The organism is Cytobacillus sp. QJM3NY_8 (assembly GCF_056173585.1).
On sequence record NZ_CM149681.1, the window covers coordinates 1,539,196 to 1,560,163 of the forward strand.

Below are 20,968 nucleotides of genomic sequence, written 5' to 3' on the forward strand. Positions count from 1 at the left end.
GTCATTAGATGCCAGGCGTCTTGGTTTATAAATCAAGTGTTTTTGGTGAATTTTCTTTTGTGTTCATCAGCGTTATTTTAACCGGTTTAATTTCAAGAACAATTAAATTGGAATCGTTCGGACCATCGAACCAGGGTTCCATATTTTCATTCCATAGTTTTTCTTTTAAATCATCCGAATCATTAATAGAGGCTGTTCCTTCAATTTCTACATAGGAATCACCAAACCCTTCACCTTCATATCCTGCTAAGATATGAACGTTTGAGTTGGCTTTAATTTCATCTGCTTTATCTGTCTGAATGCTGGTGGGTGTAAACAAGGTAAGATTATCGTTAAAAAATGTCATGTAGCGGGAATAGGGTTTGTTGTTCTTCACGGTAGAAAGGATGCCTATTTTGCTGTTTTCCAGTATATTTATGATTTTTTCCTTTAGGTTATTCTGACTCATAGTATCCAGCCTTTCTTATGTCCTTGTTCCATCGTCATATTTATCGCCAAACAGCTTTTTCTTTTTGATTGTTTCAAAGTCAGCTTTGTACTTTTCCTCTGTAGAAGAACTGCTCTTTATGTTTGAGCCGTTTTTTTCTTCTTCTTTTTCTTGTTTTAAGTCTTCCACTGGAATAGGATCTACATTCTTCTCACTTTCATACTTGTCAAATAAACTTTCTTTTTCGGTTTTATATTGCTCGGGGTTATCCATCTTTCCATCCTGAATGTTTTTGTCAGCCATTTTAGACATCCTCCTTAATTCGGCTTCTCTTCCTGAGGTTTTTCCGGCTCTCTTTGGGGCTCGATATCTTTGTTGTTTTCTTTCTTTTTTTCTTGTTCTATAGAATTATTTTTTTCTGAGTTGTATTTATCTGACATTGTAAAACCTCCTTTAACTGTTAGTATTCATTACCCGCTTCATGAAGAGTAAAACGCAACGGGCCAGATATCCAGAGTGCAGGACTAACAGAATAGAAAGACAGACAGCAACTAAATTTGAAAAAAGGGTATTGGTCTGAAGGATATCAGCAAATAAAAAAATGCACCTTCATTCTTGTGAATGAGGTGCATTTACAGTTAGGCTGCTGTTAAGCTGGTACTATTTTTGCCAAGCTGTCTATGTTTTATTATCTGGTAAACATACCATACTGCAATAGCAAGCGTAATGACTGAACCGATGATCATCGACAATTGATAATCCATCTGAAAGCCTTCAGGTGCATAGAAGATATACGTCGATACTACACCTGTCATAAACAAGGCAGGCACACCGCAAATCCAGTGGAATTTCTTATTTTTCAAGAGATACATCGTGGCGGTCCAAAGCATGACTGCAGCTGTAACCTGATTTGTCCATCCAACATATCTCCATAAGAAAGAGTAATCGATTGTTGCAAGGTATAAAGTTGGAAGAGCCACTGGTAAGGTGGTGATGACAACCTTCCATCTGCCATCCGTTTTCATAAAAGAGGACAGCGATTCAGCCAGCATCATTCTTGAAGAGCGGAGAGCTGTATCACCGGTTGTAATCGGGAGGATAATAACGCCTAAGATAGCAAGTATCCCTCCGAATGTACCTAGGAGGCTGCTCGAAATTTCATTAACGACTCCAGCTGGGCCTCCTGCTGCTAAAGCTTCCTGAAGACCTCCTGTTCCCCCGAAAAAGGTCATGCCCGCTGCAGCCCATATTAAAGCGATTATTCCTTCTCCAATCATTGCTCCATAGAAAACCTTTCTACCGTCGCTTTCCTTTTTCAGCGTGCGTGAGACAATCGGACTTTGTGTTGAATGAAATCCAGAAATGGCACCGCAGGAAATGGTGACCATCAGTAAAGGCCAGATAGGAAGCTCTCCGGGATGAAAGTTAGAAAGCGTTACATTCGGTATGGGTTTTTCGCTGAATAGCAATGCGACTGCAATGGATACAGCCATAAAAATTAAAATAGCTCCGAGAAAAGGATAAATTTTTCCGATAATCCGGTTTACAGGCAACACAGCTGCCAGGATGAAGTAAGCAAAAATAATGAACAATGAAGCCATAAAACTTAATGGTGTTATGCTGGAAATAAGCTGTGCCGGTCCAGCAGTAAATGCAGCGGCAACCAGTACCATTAAGAGAATAGAAAATATATTAATGGCTGTTTTGGCCGGTTTTCCTAAATATCTGCCAACAATAGAGGGAAATTGCTCGCCTTTATGCCTCAAAGAGAGCATCCCTGAAAAATAATCGTGAACGGCGCCGGCAAAAATGGAACCGGCCACTATCCAGATAAAAGCAACTGGTCCATATAAAGCCCCCATGATAGCACCGAAAATCGGACCCAGTCCTGCAATATTCAATAATTGGATCAGGCTGCCTTTCCACCAGCTCATTGGAACATAGTCCATTCCGTCATTTTCTGTGTAAGCCGGTGTAGGAATGTTATCATTTATACCAAAGATTTTCTCTACTACTTTCGAATGAGTGGCGTATCCTGCCACCAGCAAAACAATCGATCCTAAAAAAGTCACCATGAAACAAGCCTCCTGTTGAAAATGAATTATCGTTAAAGTCTGAAACTTATGAATATGTGGAATATTGTACAAGTAAAATGGAAGGAAAAGCAAGTCTATTTCAGAAAAAAGATATTTTCCGATAATAAATAACGCTTCCATTTTCGGAAGAGTAGAAAAAGAGAAGAAAAATATTGAAGGAACCCTCCTGCAAAAGAAACCATAAGCTACTATAAGTCCATTTGAAGGGGGGAAGACAATGATTATCCTTTCGAATAATCAAAATAAACCGGGGGTTTCCAGCTTTTTTGGTGTTCAGCGTGAAATTTATCTTGCCCTGGAGAGCAGTCCGGAGACTCATCAATATGATTCAATGCATGAACTGCTGTTTGATATCCTTCTAAGGGAGAACATCATCAAAGCAGCCAGGCAGCTTTATGCCAGCCGAGTTGAATTTGCACCCTTTAACACATCGCGTTTCAATCCGCGCATATGGAGAGGGACAAAATATGGATACCTGCTCGATCCATCCGTTTTACCGTCAGATGCGATTATGGATGTGTTTACGAACAGCTGGGAATATGCTTTTGAATGTACAACAGCCATTGTGCTGATTTTTTATAAAGCTGTCTTGGACTCTATCTCTGTCAGCCGCTTCAATACACTATTTCAGGGGCTTCTTGTTTGGGACTGGAATTATGACCATGATCTATCGATTGTTACAAAAAGAGGCAGGAATTTCATACCTGGTGATGTGGTTTATTTTTATAATCCTGATTATGGTCATCCAGTTTGGACAGGTGAGAATTCCGTATATTTGGGCGGAGGGATGTTCTTTGGGCATGGGGTTGGCATGGAAAGTGAAGCAGGGATGATAAGAGCCCTTAATACGTTAAGGAAACCAGGTGCTACAAGGGATGCTTATCTTATTTCACAGCACAGCCGGTTGAATGTGAAGTATTTATCCCAGTTTGCAAAGCGGCCATTGTCTATAGTCTAAAACGCAAGTAAGCTGGTATTTCAATAGGGTGAATCGCTTATTTTCCAGAAGCCATTCACCCAAATTTATCCTCAATTCTAGTATATTAAGACGATTTTCCGATCCCCCCGTTATTTGTGTCCTTTAGAGGCATATTTCCTGTAAATATGGGAAAACAAAAGATAATGAATATAGACTTATACACCAAATTACTTGATGTTTAAACATTAAAGGAGACAGAAATATGAAATTATCCCAGGTTATTAAGTGCCTAAAGGATAGTGGGGAGATGGATGTTTTTACAAACGATCCTGAAATTAGAGGGATTGAAATGGATTCACGCAAAGTGAGGAAAGGAAGCCTTTTTGTTGCGATTAAAGGCTTTCAGACAGATGGACATCATTTTATTGGACAAGCTGTTGAAAATGGGGCGGCTGCCGTGGTGGGTGAAGAAGCCCTTGAATTGAATGTGCCCTATATAAAAGTAACGGATAGCAGAACCAGTTTGGGGAAGCTGGCAAGCTGTTTTTATGATCGTCCATCAAGGAAACATAAAATAATTGGCATAACAGGAACAAATGGGAAAACGACCACTGCCTATATTTTAAAGCATATCTTGGAGACTGCAGGCAGGACATGTTCCCTCTTGGGAACTGTATCCAATATTATTAATAACAGGGAATATAAGACCAGCAATACTACACCAGATGCTTTACAGATCCAAAAAATGCTGAGTAAAAGCCTTGATGAGTTTGTCGTTATGGAGATTTCTTCACATGCGCTGGAACAATCGAGAACAGAAGGTCTGGAATTAGATTACGGACTATTTACTAATCTGGCTCATGACCATCTTGATTATCATGAAAATATGGATCAGTATTTTCTTGATAAAAAGAAAATCTTCACCTTACTAAAAGACGGCGGTAAAGGAGTTATAAATCTCTATAATTCATGGGGAGAAAAAATGGCAGAGGACCTGCAAAAAGAAAAGATTCCTTTGATTTTGCTTGGTGATGATCAGTGCTGTTCAATAAAAGACGTTGCTATTAATGGGAGAACAGTATTTATTTTGGAGATGAAAGGTCAGTCTTTTGAAATTGAATTTCCTCTTCCGGGACACCATAATGTCTATAATGCAGCAATGGCTTTTTTGACAGGCGTTGATCTGGGGATAGACACTGCAGATATTATTAAGGCCCTGGATGGATTCCCGGGCATCCCGGGCCGTTTTGAAACTATAATCCACCCTTCAGGAGCTAAGTTCGTTGTGGATTATGCCCATACTGTGGATGCGTTTGAATATTGCCTGGAAGCAGCGAGGCAACAGGGAGCGGAAAGAATCTTTCAAATCTATGGATTCCGCGGAGGAAGAGATCAATCTAAGCGCATGGACATGATTAAGGCATCTGCAAAATACTGCCATAAATTTTACTTAACGGCTGATGATTTAAACGATGAATCTGAGGATGAGATGATAAGCCAATTGCATCGGCTGAATAAAGAATTTGGATGCGGTAAGGGGGAAGTGATTCCCGACCGTACTTTGGCTATTCAGAAGGCATGGCGGGAAGCTGGGGAGAGTGACTGGATTTTTATTACCGGAAAGGGGCCGGAAGCTTATCAAAAGCCATTTGCTCTTCCGGCTGAAAGTGATTTGGAAACCCTGAAGCTGCTCCTGGAATCTGGGAGAAAACAGGCGGTGCTATAAGAAAAGCGGAAGCGCCTTGCCCGCGAAGGAACGCAGACTAAGAACGCCATGTCCTCGCATGTCCTGGGGCCTCACCCCGAGGGGGGAGGCTGTTTGTACAGACAGTTGTCGGCCTTCGGAATTTTATACTTCCTTATCTTTCAAAATAAAGGATGCAGACCATTATTGGTCTGCATCTTTTGTTATTCAATAAGATCTAGATAATCGGCAACAATCCCATCCAGTGGATAATGCTTCAACTTTTCTGCCTCTTTCCTGGAACGCACAGTCCAGGCGATTGCTTTCATGCGATTTGAGTGAATCAGATCGATCACGCGTTTATTAACCACAGTCCATTTTGGGTTCAGGTAACTGGCATATTCAGCAATATTTTTAATCTCAACAGTGTCAGGCGGATAGTTAATTAAGATGGCGACAGGGATTTCCGGCACCAATTCATGGAATCTTTTCATTGATTCGGTTTCGAATGACTGAACAATAATATGGTCGTCCCCTTTTGTGTGAAAATTTCTTTTCTTTAGTTCCTCTGCAATCATTTTTTCAATGCCAGGGTATAGGGACGGTTTTTTTAATTCAATTAAAAGCCCGACGCGATCTGCATATTTGTCTAAAACCTCTTCGAAAGAAGGGATGCAGGCACCGCGGAATTTTTGGGAAAACCAGCTTCCGGCATCCATCTTTCTGAGCTCGTCAAAGGTAAAATCGGACACCTTGCCTTTATGGTCAGTTGTGCGGTCGACAAGTGAATCGTGAATCACAACAATCTTTCCATCCTTGCTTAATTGGACATCAATTTCCAGATAATCTGCACCCATTTCGATCGCACGGTCATATGAAGGGAATGTATTTTCAGGACAGTAGCCGGCTGCTCCCCGATGTCCGATTTTTTTCATTTTGTGAGTGGTGCTTGTCATTTTTTTTATGCCGAAAAATGAAATAACTGTAGCCAAAGCTGTAAAAAAAACATTTTTCATTACCTTCAAAGTCATTTCTCCTCGCCATTTTTTGCTCATCTTAAAGGATTTAAAAACATTTTGTCAACTGCTAGTGGATTTCTTCAAAATAAAATGACTCTGCCCCGGGATAAGGAGCAGAGTATCTTATCTCTGTTTATTCCCATTCTTCATAAACAATAGTACCGCCAGTCAGATCCAGAGTATTTCTTTCGCCCTTATAAAAAAGCTTTCCTTCTTCTTTAACAACCAGGTTCTCATATGTAAATACACTCTTTCCGGAAGGAAGCTGGATAATAATTTTCTCACCTAGTTCTTTTTTAGGGGCTTCTATATTAATGAGGCTTTGAGAATAAAAATATAATGCTGTAAAGACAGCAGCAAAAAAGCCCAATAGGACAATTGACATCAGCATAAATTTGCTCTTTGGCTTCCCCATATGCAATTCAGATCTTGTCATGTTCCCTATCCCTCCGCTAACTAGATATATTCGTCTATTCCACCAATTTTCGGCATTTAATCCCCAGTGGCGAATTTTAGTCCCAAAATAAGGTATGCAGAAATAGAGATGAAAATGACAAAAACGGGCTGAAAGTTAGACAAGCTGAACAGATAGAAGTATGAATATGGAAAAAAACTGAGAAAAATGAAACAATTACAGGTTTTTGTCCGTATATAAATTAATCCGTTAAGGGAAAAGGGAAAGGAGGCATGGGATAGAATAGATGGACAATAAAATATGGATAGGGTGATGTAATGGAACTATTTGGTTTTCCTATTCAGACAATATATCTCTTCACACTTATTTTTTCGGGCATCTTAATTATTTTGTATGTGTTTTTTGGAGATATTGCTGACGGAATTGGGGAGGGAAGTTTTCTAAATCCTGTACTGATTCTTGCATTTATCACTTTTCTTTCCGCTGCAGGCTATATCTTTGAAACGGCAACCTCTCTTAATAGCGTGGTCATTCTCTTGATAGGAGCTGGAATTGCAGGACTGCTGGATGTACTGCTGAATATCTTTGTTCTTATTCCATTATCATCTGCTGAAGAATCTCTCGTTTACACAGATGAATCCTTAAGGGGAAGATTAGGTACGGTATTAATACCTATACCGGAGAATGGTTTCGGTGAGGTTTTGATTGAAAATATAAGCGGGAGAATTTCCAAGCCTGCCCTAAGCTATGAAAATACGTTTATAGCAGAAGGCAGCAATGTGCTGATCGTTGAAGTGGAAAATGGAGTTATTAAAGTTATCGATTATAAAGAATTATAGACAGGGGGACATATAATGCTAATGATTTGGGTTGTAATTGGAATTGCAGCATTTTTGCTAATTGCGCTTCTTGGTGTGTTCATTACAAAATATCGGACTGCAGGGCCAGATGAAGCGTTAATCGTAACAGGAAGTTATTTGGGCAGCAAAAATGTCCATGTGGACGAATCCGGAAATAAGATAAAAATAATTAGAGGCGGAGGAACATTTGTATTGCCGGTCTTTCAGCAGGCAGAGCCATTGAGTCTCCTTTCAAGCAAACTGGAGGTTACCACTCCGGAAGTATATACCGAACAGGGAGTCCCTGTCATGGCAGATGGTACTGCAATCATAAAAATCGGCGGGAGTATTGGAGAAATTGCTACTGCTGCAGAACAATTCCTTGGTAAATCAAAGGAAGATCGTGAAAATGAAGCGAAAGAAGTTCTAGAGGGTTGTATATTGCCTGTTGGGTTTTAAAGCAAGAATTAATAAAAGTTATTAATCTATATAGCTTTAAAAATCCCAGACGTAATATTATAGGGTTAAATTATTTAATTTGGGGATAACAAATATTTAAGTTATTTTATTAATATAATATTCTGTTGGGGGACCTATAAAAAAATAGGTTTTTTATTTTGCTCTTTTTTTTTACCGTAATTATGAGCTAAATCCCTTTTTATAAATATTTATTTAAAAAAATTAAAGAAAAAAATAAAAATATATAAAAATATAAAAAGGCGGAATTTTTTGACAAATATTATTTTTTAGTATAATATTTTTGTTATTAAAAGAAAAGAATAGGTGGATTTGTTTGTGACTTATAAATTTATTGTTAAAGAATACCCGCTTGTTAATGTTTTAGAGGGAGAACCATACATTGATAAATACATTGGCTTTGGCTTAATGAATTCTGAGGATGGGATAATTTATCCTTTACCTATTACAAAATTCTTAAAACAATTTAGGCTAGAGAGTCAAGGGATTAGTAGCCAGAGAAATGCAGCAGAAGCAATAAAACGTTTTCTGAATTTTTGTTTGAATTCCATTGGAAAAAGCAAAAAGGATTTAGATTTTATTGACTTTGCGAATCTTGCATATGAAGGTATACAGGGTCTAAAGTTGATCCACGGTTCACTTTATATTACTCATTTAGCATATAAATGTAGATATAAGGGATTAGATAGTGATTATGCCAGAAAGGAGATTAGATATTTAATTAAATTTTATTATTATTTACAAAATGAGGGACTAATAAAAGAACAATTTGAACCTTTTTACAAATCTATTAAAACCCGGAATAAATTTGGAAAGATGGAAAAAAAGACACTATTGGTAGAAATTGATATGTTTAAAAGTACTAGTTTAGGTACTCTCTATCCTCCAAAGTCATCTAAAAAACAAAGAAATAGATTAAAGGATTTTGGGCCTAATCGCTATTTATTAATTAAGGAATTTATTCAAACTGCTGAGAATGTTGAACCCGAAATAGTTATAGGTATATATCTGCAATTTTTCGGGGGGCTTAGGAGAGGTGAGGTGGTAAATATGATCAGAAAAGGATTGATGGAAACGGGTGATGGATTTGTTTTAGATGTTGATGACTATAGACATATTCTCTTTCCAGAGCTGACAAATACAATGAATGAGCAAGTTAAAGTTCCGAGATACCAGGGAGTCTTATCTCACCGTTCCTTTCACTATGCTTTAGAAAAACATATAAATCGGCTAAAACACTTAGAAAAAGAAGGAATAATAAGGAATCGACAGGCTCTTTTAATAGATGAGAAGACAGGTAAGCCTTTGACCGGAGCGAAATATGCAACTAAGTTTAATAATGTAAAAGATAATTTTTTAAAAACATTATTAGAAAAAGGTAGGATAAATGATTATAATTTCTTAACTTCTAAGGAGTGGTCTTCTCACATTGGCAGAGGTTGCTTTACTAACTTTTGTTTAGACATAGGAATGAAAATTGGGGAAGTTGCAGTTGCACGTGGAGACAGTAACATTAATTCTGTTTTAGATTACGTAGAAGAAAAGGTGGCAATTCACAATCTAAAAAAGGCAATGGAACATATCGATAAAGCATTTGAAAACTGCGAAATGATAGAAGATAAAATAAAGGTTCATTCAACCCTGGAAAAGCAGCATCTCATAAGTTGGGGGGGGATTTATGCAGATTAATAATGAAATCATTAAGCCCCATAAGGCAGCTGAATTAATCGGATTTAAACCTAATACAGCAAGGTATAAGAAATATGGAGAGTTAATGATCAAATTTTTTGCTAGCAGTGAAAGTGGATTAATTTATTTAGGGACAATAAATGAATTTTTAGAGAACCATATAAGATTGAGTGAGGTACGAGATGAAGTCATTTCGATTACTGGTTCGAGAGAAATATCATTTACTACAAAATATAAGATGACATTCTCAATGTTAGGTATTACCCCAATATATTTCTCGAATAAGCTTAATCGTATATTTATTACTAGTAAAGAATATGAAAAGGTAATTGAATACTATAAAAGAATCACTAACCATCCAGAAAGTAATCTAGTGTATAAGAAAGATATGTTATCTTATTTAGGAATATCCTTAAAAGCTAACGTCGATAAATTAATTGATGAGTATAATCTTCAGCCATTTATACAATCTAATAGGGCATATTTTTTTCATAAGGATCAATTAGATAGGCTTAGAGAGGTTCAAAAGGTTGAGAACGATAATTTCAATCGTAAGTTCATTGCGGTTCCTGAGTTGGCGAAGGAAGTTAATGTTTCTAAATCGTCTCTATATAAGTGGGTAAATGTAAATAAAGTACGATTAATGTCACCTCCTTACCTTATGCAACTAACTAATGAAAATGTGACCGGCAGGATTGGCTATATCTCTAGTGAATTGGGAGAAAAATATAAGTCTGAGGTGACTTTTAATCGGAAAGTTGACCAGTTTTGGAGAAATTACACTATTGGAGAAGATCCATATCATCTATTTAGTGAATTACTTAGGTTATATAACTTTAAATTTTCCTCTACAGGCCACTTAACAGAACAATATTGGTTTCAATTTATTAAGTCAAAACTTCAATCTACTGAGGTGCAGGAGATTGGAAAATACGTACAAAGATTAGTTTTAATTACTGGATATTTGATTAAAGTAGTCAATTCTTATTCAAAAGAGCTTTTTAGCTTCTCCACTTTTGAAATAAATAGTTCCTTGCTAAACGATAACATTCAATATACTTATAAAGAAAAATATTATTCTTTTATAAATGATGTTCACCAAGAATCGGTAAAAACGGGTACTATAAAGATTTTTGACATTCAAAATATTAGAAGCCCAAAACAAGAAAGAAAAAATAACCACAAACCAAAGGAAAAATCAATTTACAAACCAACAGTTTTTGTTGAACTAATTAAATATTGTTCTAAAGAAATTGAAACACATAAAATGAAGGCTATTAACGATGCTTTATTGTATGGGCAAAAAGGTTATAGCTGTTATGCGAGTATGTGGCTATATGTAATTTTACATTTGAATAATACTTGGCGTCACGCAGATATTGTGGATTTTCCTAGACTTAATGGCCTTTATGTAGGAAAAGATCTTCAATGGTTACTGCAACACGATTTAACGTTAGAAGAGGCTGATGTCATTGTAGCGTTTTTTGAAAAACACTCATACCTTCATTCTAAAAATAAAATGCCTAGATATTTTATCATCTCTAGTGAATTGAAAAAGCCATTTGCTACTGCTGTTTTGGTTTGCGAGTTTATACAAAGAGAATTTGGAAGTGAAGTAGTACAATTTCTAGAAGAAAATAGAGTGTTAGAGAATCGATTAATAGATTTTATGAATTCCGCTAATAAACCTTCAACTTCTACTCAAAAAGTATTTTTTGAAAGATTTATGTATGAAATTCATTTTGAGAATAGAAAAATGAATCGGACTGTTATTACCCTTGCTACTGATGTAATAAGGAGATTAACCAATCGGAATCCAGTTGAGATTTCAAAATTTCTTAGAAATCATTCAGATGAGGAAATTACAAATATTTACGTTTTGTTGCCTGAGGAGTACATCAATTTTATTGCAGATCAGTTATTTACCCTTGGAAGTTTCGGTTATATTTATGATGCAATGTCACAGGTACTATTCGAGACATCAGACTCGATACAAGATTATTCTGGAGCTCTTGCTGTAAAGAATGCATTTAAAAGTCCATTAGTAGTTGAAGGCATATCCAAATCTATAAAAGCTATGAACACTGAAAAAGATTTTGTCATAAATGCAATTAGAGATACCCCTAAAGATGAACTAGCTAATAGAAGGCTCTTTCTGAATGCGGGATTAATGACGTCTAAAGAGATGGAATACCAATGTTTAGTTGGGGTTTCCCGTTGTCCATATGATAGTCGATTATGCGAGAACTGTAGCTTGTCAATCCCCAATAGGCTTGCAATAGTAAAGGTTGGAATTGAAATAGTAGAAACAATCCAAGAAATAATTAATAATTTCGAAAAAACATTGTTTGAGGCTGAAAAAAGTAGATTAGCAATAAAATTTTATAGACAACACGAATATTTATCTTCAGCAATATCAAAATATGGTAGAAATATTGTTGATCAATTAGTTCCAAATGGATTAGAAAACATTAATAATCATATGAAATTAATGCCTGAAACAAAAAAATTAGTTCCTGAAATTTTTAAGGATTTTTTAATAGAAGAGGTGAATGAATGTGGGGTTAGAAATAAACATTGAGGATTTTGAAGATTTTTCTGAATATTCAAATTCTAATTTCGGCCTAGATAGTAACTTGCAAAATTCTGAGGAATTTATCCTTGATTTAATTCAAAATAACGAAAGAAATAATGGTGACTTTCATTCAGACAAGTGGATCATAGAGAATGAATCCGATGGTGTAATGAGTTTTTTTGAATTTGATAAATTAAATAATGTTATCAGGTTTTTAAAGCATATTAACAATAAGAATTTTACTACGGTAGTTAAATGTTGGTTAGCTACTAATTTAAGCAGTAACACTCCAAAAAGAGTTAGAAATTCTTATACATTGCTACTAGACTTTATTGAAGTCTCAAGGGGCTTTGATAAATCTGAAAGCAGCATTCAAGAAGTTGAAAGATATGCTAATACTCTTGACAGTCGCAAGAAATATTATTTCTGTTTATATACGTTGAATTTTATTAGTTTTTACGAGGATATCGATATAGATGGAGAATTTTCGAATTTGCTCTTTACAATTAAAGAATCAATTAGCAATAAAGAAATTTCGAATGTGCGTCTCCTTCCAAAAACGAAAGATATATTACTATTCAATTTTGTCTTAAATGATTTTTTTTCTATCCTCAATAAAAATACACCTGAGTATTACTTTTATTTCCCTCTTTATCTATGGTGGAATTTAACGACTATAATCCCATTGAGACCATTTGAATTTTGTGCATTAAGAAAGGATGGTGTTTTTGAACAAGAGGGAAGATATTATATCAAATTACCAAGAAGCTATTCGAAGGGGAATAAGAAAACAAATAAACATAACATTCAAGTTCCAGATACCTTACCAATTTCAAAGGATTTATATATATTATTTACTGACTATATAACGGAGACATCAAAATTTGGTGATTCTGAGGCTTTATTATCCTATAGGTCAGTTCAATGGGCTTGGGAGACAGATAATTCAAGGGAGTCGGGAGGTAAATTATTATTAAATAAATTCCCTTATGCAGTTTTGAGAAGGCTTCTACTTAAATTCTATAAAAATGTTGTAGAAGAGATCTATTTAATATCCATTAGACCGTGGAAGGATCAAATTAATGAAAGCAATATATCTAAGAAAAATAAACATAAGAAAAATAGAGAATTACTTGAGCTTGTAAAAGGGGATCATCATTATCAAATTGGTAGACAACTTAGATTAGGCGATACCAGACATATTGCTTTAATGAATATGCAAAGGTTAGGGTATCATCCAGTAGAAATGGCTAGGTTTGCAGGACATACCAACTTAAGAACTCAAAGTCACTACCATAACCATCAAATCAAATGGATCGATACAGAAGTTCTTAAGTTAATGACAGATCTTAAATTGGAAAAGTTAAGATATATTCACGATTCTTCATCTCAAACTGGATTTATAGCTAGGGATAAGAAAACGGATTTTGATACCGATACTGAATGGAAGGATAAATTTATCTTCCGTAGCTTGCCTTTTGAGAGATTAGGAGAAGGCAAAAAACTTGAATTAGGCATTTGTTATGATGAATATCAGTTGTGTCCAATTAATGATTGTACAAAGGGTTGCGAATATTGGAGAATAGATTTCCAAGAATATGAAGATAAGAAGGATCTTTTTTATGAAAAGGTTAATAATCAAGAAAAAAAGTTACAGGATACAATAGCAGCTCTAGTTAACCTTCACAAATTTGCGATTGATAATCAGAATGATCCTGAGGTTGATATTGAGAACTTGCAGTTTAAAAAAGAATTACTCAGAAAATCAAAAGAAATCGAAGAATATTCATCTCAATTGGCTGAATTAAAAACGATTGAAGAAAGGAAGGTACTATATGGGAAGGAATAAACTTCTATTTCCTCCGGAAATAATTAAAAATATTATACTAATGTGTGCTGAACAAGAGTCTATTAATGGGGAAATTACCTGGCAAGTTGTCTTTAAATTTGCTGATAGATTATATTTGGAAGGTAAATTGCCAAAGGAAATAAATACATCGTTAAAGGAAGATTACTGGAGGAAGGATTGGAGACAAGGGTATAAAATTCTTAAAGAAGTAAATAATCTGCGGAAAGACACTGTCACAAAAGGTAATACACAAAGCTTAGTAAATACGGAATTGGAGATTGAAAAGTATTTCCAAGGGTCGGAAAAAGAAAAAAATCTTTTAATTCAAAAACTAAGGATAAATGAAACAATGGCCAGAAGAAGTCAAGAGGAAATTAAAAGACTAAAAATAAAAATGGGAAAATTAGAAAAGGATTATGACGTACTCATAGGTAAACGAAATGACTTGCAGGAGACCATTGATAAGATACAAATTCTTTTATTTCAACTTATGGAGTATAGTGAAAAACAAGGGTTTCCAATAGAAAATATATTTAATACAGGAAAAACAAGGTCGGCTTCTGTTGATTTGATTCTTAAATCGTTGTTTAGTGAGCATCCAACTCTTGGTTTTGAGTTTAGTCAATATAGTAAAAAGAAAAAGACAAGTAGCAAAGTTTCCAATATAAAAAAGAAAAACAGAGAATCTTCAAACTCAGCACTTGAAGAATACGGTGCTTTTTAAAGTATGACTAAAGCATTAGTGAAAATGGAATAGCAGAAAAATATTGCTCCTTATTCATTAAATGTGACCAAAACTCTAGAAGTTCGATGGACAGAAGTGCATCACTTTTAAATCACATTAGTGTTTTTAAATGGACATTTTATATTAACTATGGATTATAGGAATTGCCTTTTCACATATTCTAGGCTATATATCTTAGCAAAACACCAACTTTTAAAAATAAAAGATGCTAAGAAAACCATTTTTTGTTCATTTTTAAACTTTATAAGAGGAAAATTTCTAAACCCCTACTACTAGCTCTAGTAGAGGTTTTTTTTGTTCTAAAGCTTAATTTAGGGATGAACCTACTAAATTGGCGTTAATGTTCATATTATTTGAACTTGCAACTAATATAAAACCTAGAGATACTAGAAGCTTTTTAGGAAACGAACTTCCAGGAATGAATTTTTATGATACAGAGATTGTAGTTGCAGGAGAAGGGACTGACCTATCGACACTCCCCTATGAATCTCCACCTCCATTAGAAGTCCTTCTAAAAGAAAAAGAAGTAATTGAAGAGTGGCTTCAAAACAATTTTAACAACGGAGATACAAAGCCTTTATCAAATAAGGAACCTGAAGTGTTGTCCAGTAGTCCTCAGAATTCTCCGTATACCCTTGCTTATAGCAAAGAAACCCGGTTCTGAGTTTTATCTCTGAATGGGCAATGTAGGATCTCCGTAAAGTGGTGCTAATAATGCTTGTCCTATTCCTACATAGCATTTTCTTTTAATGAAGTTGAATCAAGGCTTGGAGTAAAAATGTCAAATGAAATTAATGTTGAAAGGACGTCCAGTGCTAGAGTGTCCACAATTAATATTAGTGGAAAGAAACTTACCGGAGCCGAATTTAGGAATGCTTTAGGTTTAAGATCGACGGATTTTAGCTTAAAGCTTAACGGGAATGATGTCCAAGTAACTACTAAGGGTTATGGACACGGGGTTGGAATGAGTCAATATGGGGCTAATAGTATGGCAGCAGAAGGAAAGAAATATAAGGAAATACTAGAATATTATTATAAGGGAATTAAAATTGAGGATATAAAATCCAACCAAGATTACAATAAGCTGGTCGTTAGAAATGAAAACTAATATATCAAACTAAGCTGTCGTTGTGGCAGCTTTTTTATTGAACAAACGAGGTTAGTGAAAGAAGGAGTTTCGACAATAGTTAGCGAGCAAGCAACAAAAATTTGAAACCTTCTATCAAAAGCGAACGTAGTATAAATATACTTACAATAATAGAAAGGGGATGAAAATGTGGGCAATAGTGAAAATGTGTTTTCATTAGATGATAAAAAGGAGAAAAAAGAGGGATTTAGGAAAAAGGCTTTAGATACAGCAAAAGATATTACTGACAAATCCACAGAAGCATTTAAGGAATCTGTAAAATCCGTAGGAAAAGACTTATCAAAAACCATTAGATATGGAATGAAACAAAGAACAGAAACAGTAATTCATATGTATGATACAGCAGAAGATAAAGCCGAAAGAGAAGATATTAGAAAAGGTGAGCTTAAAAAAAGTTACTGCCAGTATAGTTTGATGGGTTTAGGGATTGGTTGTGGAACAGCAATAGCAATAACCTGGATAAAGAGCAACTCAAAAATTTCTTAGATTCTTTTTCGATACGATTAATTTCAAAAGCATTTAAGTATGTGAACAAATGTACTTCAACTAACGGCTGCGTTAATCCAAGAAGGATTAATGCTTTTTTTATTGAATTTATTGAACTATCGGGGCAGGCTAGTGAAAGAAGGATAATTCTTAAAAAAGAAGAACGAATAAGTAATATTACACGATAAATCAAAAGAGATCGTCATAGGAGACGGTCTTTTTAAATGATTGTAAAATTCTTGTAACCTTTTCCATATCTCAAACGATTAATTAGCGAATACAAAATTGGGGGGATAATTTTGACTGATAACGATAACTTAGAAAACAGTATTGTTGAAATCTATCGGCATTATTATTTAGATGTCTATCGGTTTCTAATTTGTTTTACAGGAAATCAAAACGATGCTGAGGATTTGACCCAAGAAGTGTTTATTCGTGTTTTAAATAATTTAACAAAATTCCATTCTGGAAGCTGCAGCTTAAAGACTTGGATTTTTTCGATAGCTAAGCATATTGCTATTGATCACTATCGAAAGAAAAGATTTAGTGCAATCTTTAGGGATGGGTTTTTTAAGCAGTTAGCGTCAACCGAAAAGGAGCCAAACGATTTAGTTGAACAATATGAGATGAAAAAACTGGTTCACACAGCTATATCAAGATTAAAACCTGGTTTTAAGGCTGTGGTAATCCTGAGGGCTATAAACGAATTTTCAATAAAAGAAACAGCTGAGGTTCTTAATTGCAGCGAATCTAAGGTAAAAGTAGATTATCATAGGGCATTAAAGATTCTTAAATGTAAGCTAGATATAGATGCAGAGGAGGTAATCGAAAATGCAAACTGATAAGGATTTAATTAACCGAATTAAGGAAACCTATTCAATGGAACCGAGAACAGATTTTGTTTTAAATACAGAACTACAGCTTAGAAAAGCTGCAAGGAAAATGAAAAGAAAAAGAACTTTTAAATTGATATCAATAACATCAAGTGGGTTCATCCTGAGCATCATTGCTATTTTATGGGTTGTTTCATTTAATGGAAAAGAAACCATAGGAAATACAATTTCTTCATTTATTGAAAACAATTCATTATCGGCAGTTAAGAACCCCGAACCTTTAGTTTATATTTATCATTCACATAATCAAGAGTCATTCACTTCAGAAACGAAGACGAAGGATCCCAACAACGGACCTTACCATATATCAAGAAATATTTCATTAGTGGGGGATAGATTTAGTCAGGCCTTAGAGGAAAGAAACATCAGCTCAGTACACGATACTAGTGATACTATGGGAATTCTTCAGGACAGAGGGCTTTCCTATGATCAATCATATTCTGTTTCAAGAGAACCTTTAGAAGAAAGCCTGAAAAATAACCCTAGCATTGAAATGGTATTTGATATACACCGGGACTCAATAGAAAAAAATGAGACTACGGCCAAAATAAATGGGGAAGATTTTGCAAGAATTAAATTTGTCGTTATTCGGTCAAATGTTAAAGACGAGGACAGTTTAAAATTTGCGAAACACCTTCATAAAATAGTAGAAGAAAAATATCCCGGTTTATCGAGAGGGGTATTTGTTAAGACAAACCCGAACACCCAAAACACATACAACCAAGACCTAAAAAGTCAATCAGTTTTAATGGAAATTGGTGGAATTGAAAATACATTGGAAGAAGAATATAGAACTGTGGATGCTCTTGCGGAGGTTGTCGAGGTAATTCTAAAGAAGTAGAATTAATCTCTTAGTAACGTGGTATTTCTATTGTTTGAATGGTGGGATTGCTTCTGCAATCCTATTTTTATTCTCTAAAAAGGGAGCTTTTTTTCTTAACTAACGGGGCAGTTTAATTGAAGAAGGAAATTAGAGAAAAGGAAAGAAGTATTAATTCAACTAGAGAATAGTATGTTTAATGAAATTAGGACTAAAACGAGATGAAGTAAGGTTAGAGCCACATACCGATGAATGGCAAAAAGAGTTTCTCAAAGTGAAGAAAGTTATTTTAAGTTTGAACTTAATTCAAGAAAAACGAATTGAACATATAGAAGTACAGCAATTAAGAGTATAATTTCCAAACCTCCTGTGATAAGAGACTTACCACTTTGGTAAGTTTATTTAAATTATTTTGTCTGAAAATAAACCTTTAAAGGGGCAGCGTCGTCTATTTTGTTGTAAAGGGGGGGTGTTGGTGGAAGCGAAGCGAGAGAGTGAACCTTTCAATAAAGAATCATTGATCGAGGAGCTGATCATAGAATACGGTACAGAGTTAAAACGATTAGCTTACTTGTATGTTGGAGATTATACTTTGGCAGAAGATATTCTCCAAGAAGTATTTATATCTTGTTATAAAAATCTTGATCATTTTCGCAACGACAGTAGTTATAAGACTTGGCTTATTAAAATTACAGTAAACAAGTGCAAAGATACGTTCAAAAGGTGGGATTTTCGTCATTTAGTATTAAAAGCTAAATTGGAGTTTGGTTTGTCACCTGACCATAATTCTCCAGAGAAAATCTTTTTCTCTAAAGTCGAGGATGAGCAAATAATTAATAAAGTTTTGAAATTACCTTTTAAGTTAAGAGAAGTTATTATCCTTTATTATTATGAGGAACTTACAATTGAAGAGATAAGCAATATGCTAAAAGTTAACATAAATACCGTAAAGTCAAGGTTACGCAGGGCTAGAAAGAAGTTAGAAGAACAATTGGGAGGAAGTGAAGCTAAATGGAAAATGAACTGAAACGATTAAGGAAAGCTATGAATGATTCAATTCTAAGAAACATTAGCGTCACACCAAAAGAGAGAGAAAAGCTTTTAATTAATGTAAGGAATTTGGCATCCCCCAATAAAGTCTGGCATTTCAATAAATATGTTCATTATTATACTTCTTTATCTGCGGCAGCTATATTAATATTCATTCTTTTTTATTCTTTGGGTTTTGATAAAAGCTTAAACAAAGTGTTTGAGCAAAGTATACAGGATAAAAGCTTTCAATCAAATTTTCAAGGCGGTTCTCCAAAACCAAATAATACAAAGGAACCTCCTTCCGTCAATAAGGATGAACCTCAAAAGTCGGATGAGCCTGTAGATTATAAAAATATGCCCCATATTGCCTATAATGGTTTTTACTATATTAAAGGGGAACAAGTTGATCAAAAGGAAATAGATTCAGTAATAGGAGAAGTTAAACGGATAGGCACCTGGGAGATTGTCAAAGATGGCGATTCCAATGAAGTTCCACCGGGTTCAATTTTTTCAGTAATTGGCAAGGATCCTAAAGATGTAATTGCCGCCAAACAATGGGATGATAGAGAGGTATATGTCTTGTTTGAAAGAGGAGCACCTGTTGTGGAAACCGACCTTCGTGACATAATGAATTCCAAAGGAGATCCAGAAGAAGTCCAAATTGCCTTTAATAACATTAAAAATAAAATAGGTTCTCTATATGGATTTATTGAGTTGAGTAATAGAGTAAGTTTATCCTCCATATCTTATACGGAAGGTCCTTTCGTTCGGCAAATTTACGGGATTCCTGAAATTGATCAAAATGGCATACCAGGTATTTTATATATCAACCAACACAGTAAAGAAATAAAACCTGAAAGTTCACGGTTCGTAAGGCCTAAAAATTATGAAATCCGAAGTGATAAAAAGGCTTATATGACTCAACAGAAAAGAATTGAGAACTGGAAACAACCTACTTTGACTAAATCATTCGATATTAATAATCTTCGGTGGGGTGTTTATCAGGACGAATACCATAATGATTTCGTATTAAGAGCAGAGACAAATAGTTATTTTATTGAAATCACCTATCAAGGAAATTTCTCTATTGAAAAAATAGAGGAAATATTGCTCTATTTAAAAGAGGCATAGTGTCTAATTATCAATTCGCTTACCTCGTTGGATAGGATAGAAAGATAAAAAGGGGTTGCTATTGCAACTCCTATCTTGTTTAAATAAAGGGTGCATTACTTTAAGATCCAGCTGCCATCTGATGGCGGCTTTATTATTGTACTATAGGGGCAGGTTTGTTGAATAATAAATGTTAAAAGAAGTGCAATTTGCACTTCTTTACTTTAGTACTATATTTTAGGAAGTAAATTGGATAGTTGTTTAAATTAGCTTTTTTGAAAAGCAAAAGTAATTGCTGTTATCTTTAATAGACAGGCTTACCTTGTCGTGTAATTTGATATTCTAATTCCTTTGTTAAAACCAATATTTCTTCCCATTCATTGAATATATATCTCAGTGTATTCAACATTTCTTGGGTAGAAATATTCACTTCCAAAAGTGCATCTAATTTGGAACCAGTTTCTAAATCAAGCTCCTCTTTATTAATATTAGTCACAGATAACTGGGTAAATGCTAAACCTCCAGAACCAAAGGAAATTAAACCTTATGCAGAAGATTGGTATGTTACACCAGAAGATATTATTCGGGATATTATATTTCCAGCCATTGATAAAAGAGTAATACAAGAGTATGAAGGAAAAGAACCTTCTGGTATTGGTTGGCAGCAGCAGAGGATTGTTGATATTGTTTATAACAACAATCACTCTTATGAAATTCCTTAAGAATTCAAGTTCCTGATAGTACCC

General features: G+C 34.9%; 22 protein-coding genes and 1 pseudogene. 17 read left to right on the plus strand and 6 right to left on the minus strand.

Translation table 11 applies throughout. From position 1 onward, the window contains the following. Positions 1–25: 25 nt before the first annotated feature. The 4 genes from AC0VZ9_RS08110 to AC0VZ9_RS08125 form a co-directional block, all read right to left on the minus strand. On the minus strand, positions 26–448 hold the full coding sequence (locus tag AC0VZ9_RS08110; protein ID WP_009331125.1) for a pyridoxamine 5'-phosphate oxidase family protein: 423 nt from the start codon (positions 446–448) through the stop codon (positions 26–28). A gap of 15 nt (positions 449–463) precedes the next feature. Next, positions 464–730 carry a hypothetical protein gene (locus tag AC0VZ9_RS08115; protein ID WP_009331124.1) on the minus strand — a complete coding sequence of 89 codons (267 nt, stop codon included), beginning with the start codon at positions 728–730 and terminating at the stop codon, positions 464–466. A gap of 14 nt (positions 731–744) precedes the next feature. Then, complete coding sequence (locus AC0VZ9_RS08120; RefSeq protein ID WP_019381577.1) at positions 745–867, minus strand: hypothetical protein; 123 nt, start codon at positions 865–867, stop codon at positions 745–747. A gap of 198 nt (positions 868–1,065) precedes the next feature. Further along, a complete protein-coding gene (locus AC0VZ9_RS08125; protein WP_475397200.1) occupies positions 1,066–2,502 on the minus strand; it encodes a carbon starvation CstA family protein in 1,437 nt (478 codons plus the stop codon). Positions 2,503–2,740: 238 nt separating this feature from the next. On the opposite strand from AC0VZ9_RS08125, the gene AC0VZ9_RS08130 reads away from it, so the two are divergent. Then, positions 2,741–3,481 carry a hypothetical protein gene (locus AC0VZ9_RS08130; protein WP_009331122.1) on the plus strand — a complete coding sequence of 247 codons (741 nt, stop codon included), beginning with the start codon at positions 2,741–2,743 and terminating at the stop codon, positions 3,479–3,481. A 223-nt stretch (positions 3,482–3,704) separates the two neighbouring features. After that, positions 3,705–5,168 (plus strand): UDP-N-acetylmuramoyl-L-alanyl-D-glutamate--2,6-diaminopimelate ligase, encoded by a 1,464-nt coding sequence (locus tag AC0VZ9_RS08135; protein WP_019381579.1) that lies wholly within the window; start codon positions 3,705–3,707, stop codon positions 5,166–5,168. A gap of 182 nt (positions 5,169–5,350) precedes the next feature. Here the strand turns inward: AC0VZ9_RS08135 and AC0VZ9_RS08140 are convergent, their stop codons facing one another. Continuing rightward, on the minus strand, positions 5,351–6,157 hold the full coding sequence (locus AC0VZ9_RS08140) for a glycerophosphodiester phosphodiesterase (RefSeq protein ID WP_372675452.1): 807 nt from the start codon (positions 6,155–6,157) through the stop codon (positions 5,351–5,353). Between the two features lie 121 nt (positions 6,158–6,278). Next, the gene (locus tag AC0VZ9_RS08145) at positions 6,279–6,581 is read right to left on the minus strand and encodes a hypothetical protein (protein ID WP_019381581.1); all 303 of its coding nucleotides are present in this window, start codon (positions 6,579–6,581) and stop codon (positions 6,279–6,281) included. A 296-nt stretch (positions 6,582–6,877) separates the two neighbouring features. On the opposite strand from AC0VZ9_RS08145, the gene AC0VZ9_RS08150 reads away from it, so the two are divergent. The 15 genes and pseudogenes from AC0VZ9_RS08150 (at position 6,878) to AC0VZ9_RS08220 (ending at position 20,944) form a co-directional block, all read left to right on the plus strand. Beyond that, positions 6,878–7,399, plus strand: a complete 522-nt coding sequence (locus AC0VZ9_RS08150; protein ID WP_019381582.1) for an NfeD family membrane protein — start codon at positions 6,878–6,880, stop codon at positions 7,397–7,399. Positions 7,400–7,414: 15 nt separating this feature from the next. Next, a pseudogene (locus AC0VZ9_RS08155) lies at positions 7,415–7,834 on the plus strand (SPFH domain-containing protein); the annotation flags it as partial. A 360-nt stretch (positions 7,835–8,194) separates the two neighbouring features. Beyond that, positions 8,195–9,565 (plus strand): hypothetical protein, encoded by a 1,371-nt coding sequence (locus AC0VZ9_RS08160; protein WP_475397201.1) that lies wholly within the window; start codon positions 8,195–8,197, stop codon positions 9,563–9,565. Beyond that, positions 9,555–12,146, plus strand: a complete 2,592-nt coding sequence (locus AC0VZ9_RS08165) for a hypothetical protein (RefSeq protein ID WP_475397202.1) — start codon at positions 9,555–9,557, stop codon at positions 12,144–12,146. The genes AC0VZ9_RS08160 and AC0VZ9_RS08165 overlap by 11 nt, the downstream gene beginning before the upstream one ends. Continuing rightward, entirely contained in the window at positions 12,124–13,989 is a 1,866-nt protein-coding gene (locus AC0VZ9_RS08170) for a hypothetical protein (RefSeq protein WP_475397203.1), read from the plus strand. The genes AC0VZ9_RS08165 and AC0VZ9_RS08170 overlap by 23 nt, the downstream gene beginning before the upstream one ends. Further along, positions 13,976–14,713 (plus strand): hypothetical protein, encoded by a 738-nt coding sequence (locus tag AC0VZ9_RS08175; RefSeq protein ID WP_475397204.1) that lies wholly within the window; start codon positions 13,976–13,978, stop codon positions 14,711–14,713. Before AC0VZ9_RS08170 ends, AC0VZ9_RS08175 begins: the two co-directional genes overlap by 14 nt. 352 nt (positions 14,714–15,065) lie before the next feature. Then, on the plus strand, positions 15,066–15,398 hold the full coding sequence (locus AC0VZ9_RS08180; protein ID WP_475397205.1) for a hypothetical protein: 333 nt from the start codon (positions 15,066–15,068) through the stop codon (positions 15,396–15,398). Positions 15,399–15,512: 114 nt separating this feature from the next. Beyond that, entirely contained in the window at positions 15,513–15,842 is a 330-nt protein-coding gene (locus tag AC0VZ9_RS08185; RefSeq protein WP_475397206.1) for a SpoIID/LytB domain-containing protein, read from the plus strand. 168 nt (positions 15,843–16,010) lie between these two features. Beyond that, positions 16,011–16,367, plus strand: coding sequence for a hypothetical protein (locus AC0VZ9_RS08190; protein ID WP_475397207.1), 357 nt, complete (start codon positions 16,011–16,013; stop codon positions 16,365–16,367). 299 nt (positions 16,368–16,666) lie between these two features. Beyond that, entirely contained in the window at positions 16,667–17,209 is a 543-nt protein-coding gene (locus AC0VZ9_RS08195) for an RNA polymerase sigma factor (protein WP_475397208.1), read from the plus strand. Next, positions 17,199–18,101 (plus strand): stage II sporulation protein P, encoded by a 903-nt coding sequence (spoIIP, locus tag AC0VZ9_RS08200; RefSeq protein ID WP_475397209.1) that lies wholly within the window; start codon positions 17,199–17,201, stop codon positions 18,099–18,101. The genes AC0VZ9_RS08195 and spoIIP overlap by 11 nt, the downstream gene beginning before the upstream one ends. Positions 18,102–18,279: 178 nt before the next feature. After that, entirely contained in the window at positions 18,280–18,435 is a 156-nt protein-coding gene (locus AC0VZ9_RS08205) for a hypothetical protein (RefSeq protein WP_475397210.1), read from the plus strand. Between the two features lie 120 nt (positions 18,436–18,555). Then, entirely contained in the window at positions 18,556–19,107 is a 552-nt protein-coding gene (locus AC0VZ9_RS08210; RefSeq protein ID WP_475397211.1) for a sigma-70 family RNA polymerase sigma factor, read from the plus strand. Then, positions 19,092–20,243, plus strand: coding sequence for a hypothetical protein (locus AC0VZ9_RS08215; RefSeq protein WP_475397212.1), 1,152 nt, complete (start codon positions 19,092–19,094; stop codon positions 20,241–20,243). Before AC0VZ9_RS08210 ends, AC0VZ9_RS08215 begins: the two co-directional genes overlap by 16 nt. Positions 20,244–20,671: 428 nt before the next feature. Then, positions 20,672–20,944 (plus strand): hypothetical protein, encoded by a 273-nt coding sequence (locus tag AC0VZ9_RS08220; protein WP_475397213.1) that lies wholly within the window; start codon positions 20,672–20,674, stop codon positions 20,942–20,944. The last annotated feature ends 24 nt before the right edge of the window (positions 20,945–20,968 follow it).